General features: G+C 23.3%; 1 protein-coding gene. It reads right to left on the bottom strand.

Going from position 1 to position 622, the window contains the following annotated elements; genetic code table 11:
- On the bottom strand, window positions 1–374 hold a 374-nt coding region (locus tag KJQ99_RS09505; protein WP_214150684.1), incomplete at its 3' end, for a hypothetical protein.
- Between the last annotated feature and the right edge of the window lie 248 nt (window positions 375–622).

Genomic DNA, 622 nt, shown 5'->3' with positions numbered 1-622 from the left:
TCTTTTATATAGATTTTATTGCTCATAAAATAATCTAATCCTAAACTTTCAAGTTTTATAAACACATTTAAAAACTTAATTAGATTTTGTCTTGTTAATACATAATTTCTAATAGCATAATCCTCTAAAAATGTATTATTTATAGTTTCATACAAATCTGTTATAAAATAATAATTATTCTTATCTTCATAAAATTCACATTTAATCAGTCCATCGCATTCAATATTGCATAATTCATAAGCAAGACTTCCTATGTGGGGATTATTCTCGTTTTTTTCTAAAATATAAGCAAAAAAATCACTTGAGTTCTTGCTAACTAATAATTTATTATCACCTAAATTTTCTTTTATTAAATATCCATAAATTTCTTTCATTACAAATCCTTAAAATATTTTAACAAATTAATAATATACTAAATTTCGTACAATACCACAATTATTATTAAACCTAACAAAAGCTAGGTTTGTAATTCTTATAATTCAACTTCAATCGTCATAATCATCACCTAAATAATCTTCATTATTTGGATTATGTGCATCAGCCCAATCATCCATACAAGCATCGTTATTTGGATTATTAATATCTGACCATAAATCTAATTCTTCTTGAGACATTGCCATTT

It is taken from the genome of Campylobacter sp. 2018MI13 (assembly GCF_018501135.1).
Classification (GTDB): Bacteria; Campylobacterota; Campylobacteria; order Campylobacterales; family Campylobacteraceae; genus Campylobacter_E.
This window is presented reverse-complemented; position numbering and strand designations above follow the sequence as displayed.